The sequence below is a fragment of the Lacticaseibacillus suibinensis genome, from assembly GCF_003946175.1.
In the GTDB taxonomy this organism is placed as follows: domain Bacteria; phylum Bacillota; class Bacilli; order Lactobacillales; family Lactobacillaceae; genus Lacticaseibacillus; species Lacticaseibacillus suibinensis.
This window is the reverse complement of record NZ_RHOK01000042.1, coordinates 1-7,416: the sequence shown is the minus strand read 5'-3', so window position 1 is coordinate 7,416 and position 7,416 is coordinate 1. Positions and strand designations below refer to the sequence as shown.

General features: G+C 48.2%; 8 protein-coding genes. 2 read left to right on the top strand and 6 right to left on the bottom strand.

The genetic code is table 11. The features are described 5' to 3' along the window. The 5 genes from EKM90_RS12440 to EKM90_RS12420 form a co-directional block, all read right to left on the bottom strand. Window positions 1-201 (bottom strand): hypothetical protein (locus tag EKM90_RS12440; RefSeq protein WP_164507996.1); only part of this gene is annotated, 201 nt, incomplete at its 3' end. Window positions 202-221: 20 nt separating this feature from the next. Next, the gene (locus tag EKM90_RS12435; RefSeq protein ID WP_125583094.1) at window positions 222-473 is read right to left on the bottom strand and encodes a hypothetical protein; all 252 of its coding nucleotides are present in this window, start codon (window positions 471-473) and stop codon (window positions 222-224) included. A gap of 304 nt (window positions 474-777) precedes the next feature. Next, window positions 778-1,083: a hypothetical protein gene (locus EKM90_RS12430; RefSeq protein WP_125583091.1), complete on the bottom strand. Its 306-nt coding sequence runs from the start codon at window positions 1,081-1,083 to the stop codon at window positions 778-780. A 500-nt stretch (window positions 1,084-1,583) separates the two neighbouring features. Beyond that, the gene (locus EKM90_RS12425) at window positions 1,584-1,823 is read right to left on the bottom strand and encodes a hypothetical protein (protein ID WP_125583088.1); all 240 of its coding nucleotides are present in this window, start codon (window positions 1,821-1,823) and stop codon (window positions 1,584-1,586) included. Window positions 1,824-2,441: 618 nt separating this feature from the next. After that, entirely contained in the window at window positions 2,442-3,938 is a 1,497-nt protein-coding gene (locus tag EKM90_RS12420; protein ID WP_125583086.1) for a primase C-terminal domain-containing protein, read from the bottom strand. A 698-nt stretch (window positions 3,939-4,636) separates the two neighbouring features. Between EKM90_RS12420 and EKM90_RS12415 the strand changes: the two genes are divergently transcribed. Together EKM90_RS12415 and EKM90_RS12410 are read left to right on the top strand one after the other, a co-directional pair. Further along, on the top strand, window positions 4,637-5,497 hold the full coding sequence (locus tag EKM90_RS12415) for a ParA family protein (RefSeq protein WP_125583084.1): 861 nt from the start codon (window positions 4,637-4,639) through the stop codon (window positions 5,495-5,497). Window positions 5,498-5,507: 10 nt separating this feature from the next. Continuing rightward, entirely contained in the window at window positions 5,508-5,825 is a 318-nt protein-coding gene (locus tag EKM90_RS12410) for a hypothetical protein (RefSeq protein ID WP_125583082.1), read from the top strand. A 648-nt stretch (window positions 5,826-6,473) separates the two neighbouring features. Here EKM90_RS12410 and EKM90_RS12405 read toward each other — a convergent pair. Next, window positions 6,474-7,416: IS1380 family transposase (locus tag EKM90_RS12405; RefSeq protein ID WP_125583079.1), on the bottom strand; the 943-nt coding region annotated here is incomplete at its 5' end.

Sequence of the window (7,416 nt, the reverse complement as noted above, 5' to 3'; positions counted from 1 at the left end):
ATCAATTAAATCAACATTAGGTTTAATGGTTTTGGCAAATTTTGGCAATGTCTTCGCAATGGCGTCATATTGCGCGGACAAATTCGTGTTGTCGTACTTAGCATCCGTGATTACCTGCTTGTCACCCAGTGCAGCTTTAATACCGGCTTGAATCGCCACAACCTGCTTGATAGCGGCAATGCGATTCTTGCTTAACTTCAATGTCTTCTTTTGCGCCTTAGTCAGATCACCCCGGAGCTTGTAGACCTTCTTGTACTGCTTGCAGCAGCGACCTTAGCCTCAGTGACGTGCTTACTTGGAAGCTCATACTTCTTGTTGGTGAATAGCCCCTGCACGTCCTTAGCCAAGGTCTCAACGGCAATCTCCTTGCTGTCCTTAGCTGCAGTCTTAGCATCCTGCTTGCCCCCACAAGCAGTCAGCGTCAGTGCAGTCAGTAGAATAAGGCTTGCACCCGCAATCGTTGATTTTTTCATTATTCTCTCCCCTATCTCCATCATATTTTCCACATCTGTAGTTTACACTAAAATTCACTTGATACGTTTAAGGTTCAGTTTTAGCGCAATGTACCGTTCTTCCTCTCGCGGGATCACAGGTCGAATTGAGTCTACTTCGCCTGGCTTAAGCGCGGTTGTGTAATAGCCATGGTCGACCATCCGATACCTAATCCCTGATTCAAGGCATCTAATCGGCTGCCCTAATCCGTTAAATATCCGCTTCTTCGTAATGCTCAGTCCTTTCACTCTTTCAACAATATCCTTCTGTTGTTTTTTCAAGGTCTCATACCTTGCTGCCCTGGCGGGGTTCTCTGATTGTGAGCGTCGTGACGCAGTGCCCTTGCTTATCAACAGTGACACCGAAGTCAAGAACTGAACAATGTGTTTTGATTGCTGCCAGCGCCAGCCGTTCATTACGAAGCACCGGATCTTGACGGTTCTTTCGCCACAGGAGATACGACTCCATCGTGGCCCGGCCGCCATGACCCCGGACATAATCCAGTAAGCGACTGACAGCAGCAGTGTAGGTATCTGATGGCGAATAACGCCGCCCTTGAAAGGCCACGCCTTGGATAGATTCGCTTAACATAAATATCATCTCCACATTCTAGTTTCTAGCAAATTTGCCTGCGCGCTTACACGCACAGGTGGGTGTTTACCCAGTTATTTTTTTGTTTAACGCCCGAATTTTAACAACTTTTAGGCTGGAAGTTGCTTGAACCTTATGGTCTATGACCAACGACGACGGTTTTTGGCTCTGCCCCGTCAACCCTGCTGCATAAGCAGCGCCGCATCTTCATTACCCGTCAATGACACCCCATACGATGTAGTTGAGGGCCTGGTCGTGAAGAAGAACCACGACGATCAGAACCCAATGTCTCGCCTTACGACTAGGCGGGTGTGCTGTACATAACCAGCTGCGGTTTGCCGCTAACCACCAACTACAGTGGCGCAGCTTAACGTCCGAATCGTAGATACCCGCAGAAACCGCAGTGCCAAGACTCTTGCCTTCTTCAAAGCGGGACGGACGATTATTCATATGTCAAAGGTCAATCGTGCAAACAGCGCACGCAAATTTGCTAGAACGGGTTAGAAACGAACACGGGTTAAAGGCTCTCCAAAACGATTACGCTTGCCAATCACTGCCCCATTGGAACTCGCGACCCGCCTAATCTGTTTATACAGATGATCGATATCAATCCAGGCCTTGAGCACGCCACCCTCCACAACAGCGAACTCACCACGCCCAACATTGACGTAATTACGATCTCCTCCGAAGACAGAGACCTTATGCGAGTATCGGATCACGTCTTTTTTACTCAGCTGCATGATGTCTCCTCCCTGAGCGTCGAGCGCTCATCAATAACGACAAAAAGAGGGAAGTTTCCGTTGTGGAAACTTCCCTCTGCGTCTGCGTAGCTATGTAGGTCGCGTTTTCATCTGCTATGTCTTCGTGGGGATTTCGCTAGGAAACCCCGCGGGAAACTGGTAGAATATATTCGCTGGCGTACTGTAACTACGTTAGCAAAGGGGAGAATCCACGTGTTCAGACCACGTGGAGTTTCAGCTCGTTGACGCTTGGGTTGGTAGCCCTGGCCGAGAGTTGACTCCTCTTTTTTTGTCGCCACCGAACAACGTTCGACAGCTCCTCATGATACTATTCGACTTGTTTATCCGACACAACCATATCCAACATGACAAGCCTTGTCAACCATAAACCAAATTTTATTTGATACCGCTCCACCATCAGAAAAGACGCCCTATACCGGCCATGAACCCAGACATACGAACAGCTACCCACTCGCAAAAACGAACACCTGTTCGCAACTAAAGTATACAGCTAAGTGAAATTTGTGACAAGAACTAAGAATCATTCTCACGAACGCAACAGCTCGAAAAAGGACAAAGGAGAGACGGTACTAGATATTGTTAAGGCAATTGGCATATTTAAAATCCGCGTGCAGCGGGGCCTGGCGGCGCCTCGAATTGAAACGTCTGTGGCTTAGAATCGCTGCGACTTCCGATCCGCAGCAATCGCTGTACGTTCGCGACCAGGTCACTTGGCGCATGTACAGCCGCATTCTGTTTACTCTGCTTCACGAACTCCGCAATCATGCGAGCCGTAGCAATGTAGATGCCTCCGGCCCGGCCTCGCACCCGGCGCACAGAAAAGACGCCCTGGGCGGCCAGCTTATTCAAAAGCCGCGTCAGCGACTGGGATTTGATACCAAGAATGTCTTGTAGGACGGCACTAGTGAAGAAGGCATGTCCCTTCACCCGCTCTGATGCCTCACTGGACTCCACGAGGTGTAATAGATCCTGCCCCCACTCCCACAGGTGGCTGTATTGTCGCTCAGCACGAGGCTTGGCGAACTTGGTCCAGCGGTTAGCTGTTAGCTTCCCCTGGGCATACGGTGCATACTCGGCGACCAGCTCAGTGATATAGGCCGTCGATGCCCCAGCATACTTACCAGAGTAGGCCGACTTGACGATGCTGTGGACCTCACGTACAGGCAGTGGCTGCTTCTGATGCATGTTCCACTCATCGGCGTAGTAATAGCATTCATCCAGCGATTGCTTGGATCCATACATGGCCAGGCAAAGCGTCAGTAGTGTGTTGTTGCGGCCATACCCGGTATGCTCAGCACATGGAATCTGTGCTTGTGAGAGCGCCTTGAACCACCCAGTACGGGTCTGCGCCTGGAAGCCAACGCTCTCACGCTTCTCAGCGCCAACCTCAGACACGGAGTGCTCAGTTTTTGACCATTTCAGCAGCATTTTGAAGCTGGTCGTCAGTCCTGGCTCATAGTGCACCAGGTTTCCGACCCGCGGCATACGGAAAAAGCCGAAGTGGTTTGCCCCAGTATCAACCTGTGGGATCCGTTCAGCGATGGTAGTGCGAATAGCTTCGCTCACATGCTTGGCGGCAGCTAAGGCCGGCATATAGCCATCTTCTTGCTTCTTCATCCATACCGGGTTAGTGAGCACGTAGTAGGCTTGATACCCGCGAGGTGTTGCTAGAATAGCTGTTGGCATCAGCATGTAGCGATCTGTTAGCTGAATCCAAAACAAAGACTCATCCAGTTGCAGTGGATCCGGGCGCTTATCGGCAGGCCAGTCGGCATCGACGACAAAGGCATTGATAGCCTTTAGATTGTCTTCAGAGTGGCCAATCATAGCTCCAGCCTTGGAGTACGTCCCGTAGCGGAAAAGGTTCGGAGTCCAGTGCGACGCACCTTCGTGATCCAGGATGGCTTCTTGCGAGGTCACGACTAGGCCGCGAGCATCCTGAAGCTGGTCCTTATGATTGACGATAAAGACGGCTCCAGTCTTGGCAGCAGCAGTGACGGAACAGTGAGAAATAGCCAAACGACTTCCTTTAGCACGTCGTAATGGTAAAGCGTTATGTAGAATTTCAGTGATTAGCTGTGCTGCATTACTCATCTGCACTACTCCTTTCCTAGCCGAGGTACGAAAAAAAGGATACGCGAGTTCGAGATCTCGCCCATCCTGCTAGTGGAAGGAGTGCAGAGGCTACTGATTGGCAGTGAGTAGTCTTGCACTTAGCTATATTCGTGTTACAATGCGAGTATAGCCGAGAGGCGAGGTATATGCAAATAAGAGTGCCTGTCAAATACTTTTGACGGAGTAGACAAGCATTCTGGATCCTTCTAAACAGGATGATAATATTTTCGAGGCCGGCTGCAACCGGTCTCTTTTTTTGTTCATATTCCTACAAACACGTACCATCAGGTACACCCGTAGGATACGACAGACGCGCCAAAATCGCAAGAGTTATATTTGAGTTCCCTATTTCCCTATTTCCCTTAATCCCTAAATGGTTAAATCCCTCTTTCCCTATTTCTTAGTTTCCCTATTTCTAAAAAGAGATATTTCCCCTTTTCCCTATTTGGATTCTCGTAGCAGTCAAAATGCAGTTGAATCAAGGATTTGAGGGCTGTAAAAAATCCAGTATACCCGTTTCTCATTTCGACATTTCGCATTTTCCCTATTTCTCCTTTTCCCTTTATTTCTATTTCCCAATTGCTATATTTCCCTTTTTCCCCATTTCCCTATTGACCTTTTCACGTCAAAGACCTAGACTAGGGTTAACTTAGAAAAAGGGAAATGAGGCGTAACATATGGATAAGGAAATCCGTAGGGTAGTTGAGAATATCAAGGCTGCCCCAGAAGCAGTCACCATCGTCATTGGCAATCAAAAGGGCGGCGTAGGTAAGACAACTAACACTTATCTGATTGCATACACGCTTGCTAAGATGGGGTTGAAAACGTTGGTAGCCGATCTTGATCCTCAGGCCAACGCTACAAAGACTCTAGTCTTAACCCGAAGTAGAGAGTCTGAAAACGTGGAATCAATTGACAAAACCCTGATGCTTGGCGTTCAAGAAAAGGATTTATCTCAACTACCAGTAAAGATCCTCGAAAATCTTTACCTTCTACCGTCCTATATCGACTTCCAAGACTTCACCAAGTATTTATATCGACACGCGAACACCGACTTTGAGGAAACTCATTTTTTGAAGCCGCTTTTTGATCCTCTAAAACCTGACTATGACATTATCCTTCTTGACGTGCCACCGTTCTCGATAGAGGTTACAAACAACGCGGTCATGTTTAGCGATTATGCAATCATCAGTCTACAAACGCATGATGACTCACTCTCAGGGGCCGAAGAGTTCGTAAAGACGCTTCAAAGGCTCAATGACAAATACGACGTAGGCCTTGAAGTAATTGGTGTATTACCAATGTTACATGACGCGCGTAGCGGTGTTGATCAGACCATTATTGCGACGGCGAAGGAAGAGTTCGGGGAAGACAACGTGTTTTCTACTATCGTGCCGCAGATGGCTCGGATCAAACGATTTCCAATCAACGGCATCACCGATAAGGATCGTTACGATCGACGAGTGTTAGATTTATATCAAAAGGTTACAGATGAAATGTTGACTCGACTCGGAATGCTACGTGAAGTAATTAAATAGGAGGAAACACATGGCAGACACAAATCACAAACCAAACCTACTCAAGAGGAAGGTTCAAGGCGCAGTACAGCCGAAACAAAGCTTCCAAGAAACCGCTGAAGAGCAGCGCGTTTCAACTAAATCTACGAAAGTTTCCAAGAACAAGACTGATAACCAAAAGAAAAGCATCAAAATTTCTGCAGAAACGTATAAGGATCTGCTCGTCGTTAAGCAGATGGATAGCCTGAGCTTTGACTACGAAGTGATTCAAATGCTGCTTGATCAGTACACAAAAAACTTCTCAGAATCAGACGCACGTCGTTTCACTGTTCTCCGTGAGAATCTTTAAACCTTAGCGTAAGAGTTTTCCCAAAAGTGCTTTTTCCCCTTATCCCTTTTTCCCAAAGGGGATATTTCCCTAAAATGCCTAAAGCCGGTCCTGTCATAGACTATTGCTCAGCTAGGTTGCAAGCCTACCACGAATTGGCAGACAATCAGGCTGAGCCGGCAAGCCAAGAGACACCGGCATGCTGCACGTTTACACATATTGCGAACACTGACTGAAGGTATATCGCTATTGATAGCCACCAGGCTTTGCCGGTGACTACCAATCAGACAGGCCCATGCGGATCGCCAACTTCCCTTTGGGTGACTTCACCAAAACGCAAACTAAAAAAAGGGAAATAGAGAAATATCCCCGTTTCCCTAAAGGGATATTTCCCGGTTTACTCAAGGCCTCAACGGCAAACGGCACTAAGGTACTGTAGTACCATGGTACTAGCGAATACGCCTTGGACTCGATATACCTTTATACTTTTACAATTTTATCCTGGATTATTCACCTCGGTATTTGGGACATGAAATCGCATCTGGCCGGTCTGAAAGCAACGTTTGGAGCGTTGCGAATACTGAATGAGCAGAGAAGTTGGTGATCGATGCACCACGAACAGACCGACCCAGTTTTCGGATCGACGCACGACCTATTCAGTTATTCAGTTCAGGTCGCCAACTGATGGACTTCGTCCATGAGCCGACTAAACCAGTTCTTGTAAACATAGTTAGAAGCAAGATGAATCACCACACGACGGGCGTGCCAAGTAATCCTACCGGCGATGTGAAAGAGACTGAACCGTAGCGAGGAGATGGTTGAACGACGGTCTTCCGAGACAAAGAGCTGTTTAAAGAGCTGAACCAGGTTATAGGCAATACCGGTGATCAAGGCTCGTGCAGTGTTCCGTGCAAAAGTTGAGCTGTCTGTTTTGTCAAAGCCAAACCCGCATTTCAGCTCCTTAATTTGGTTCTCAGCATTGCCCCGCTGTCTATAGGTCTTGAACAAAGTCTCTGGAGCCTCGGAGGCCAGGCTGGTCACTACGAATGCGTGGTTCCAGGGAACTAGCTCATCTGCCGTATGAGTAGAACATACGATAACACGGCGAGCTTTACCCCATGACGCGGCCTGATACTTGAATTCGTGGTAGACGCATTTGCTCTCTTCATATTTTGGAGGACAATCCACTAAGGCCGTTTCTGCCAGCTTCCCAAGCTTTGAATTTGCCTTGAGTCGAACCAAAAAGTCGACGCCATGTGTGTCGCACATCTCGTAAAATTTTGGCGCAGCAAACCCCGAATCGCCTCGAATGATGACGCTGGTGCTTTGAGGGAGCGCCGATAGGCGCGAAAAAGTTGTCTCGACGAACTTATCGGCTTCCTTGCCGGTGTACTCATTGCCAGGGCGCATCAAGGCGTCTAAGAGCAACCCGGACTCTTGATCAAATACAACCTGAGGGTGATATCCATAGGCCATATAGTGAGCGTTGAAGGCGGACCGTTCTTGATTACCGAAAGTATCACAATGCGTTGAGTCTATATCCAGCACGAAGCGGGATTGACCACTAAGACGGAAAGCCAAGGCGGCTACTTGCCAGATAAGCTTCCGAAAG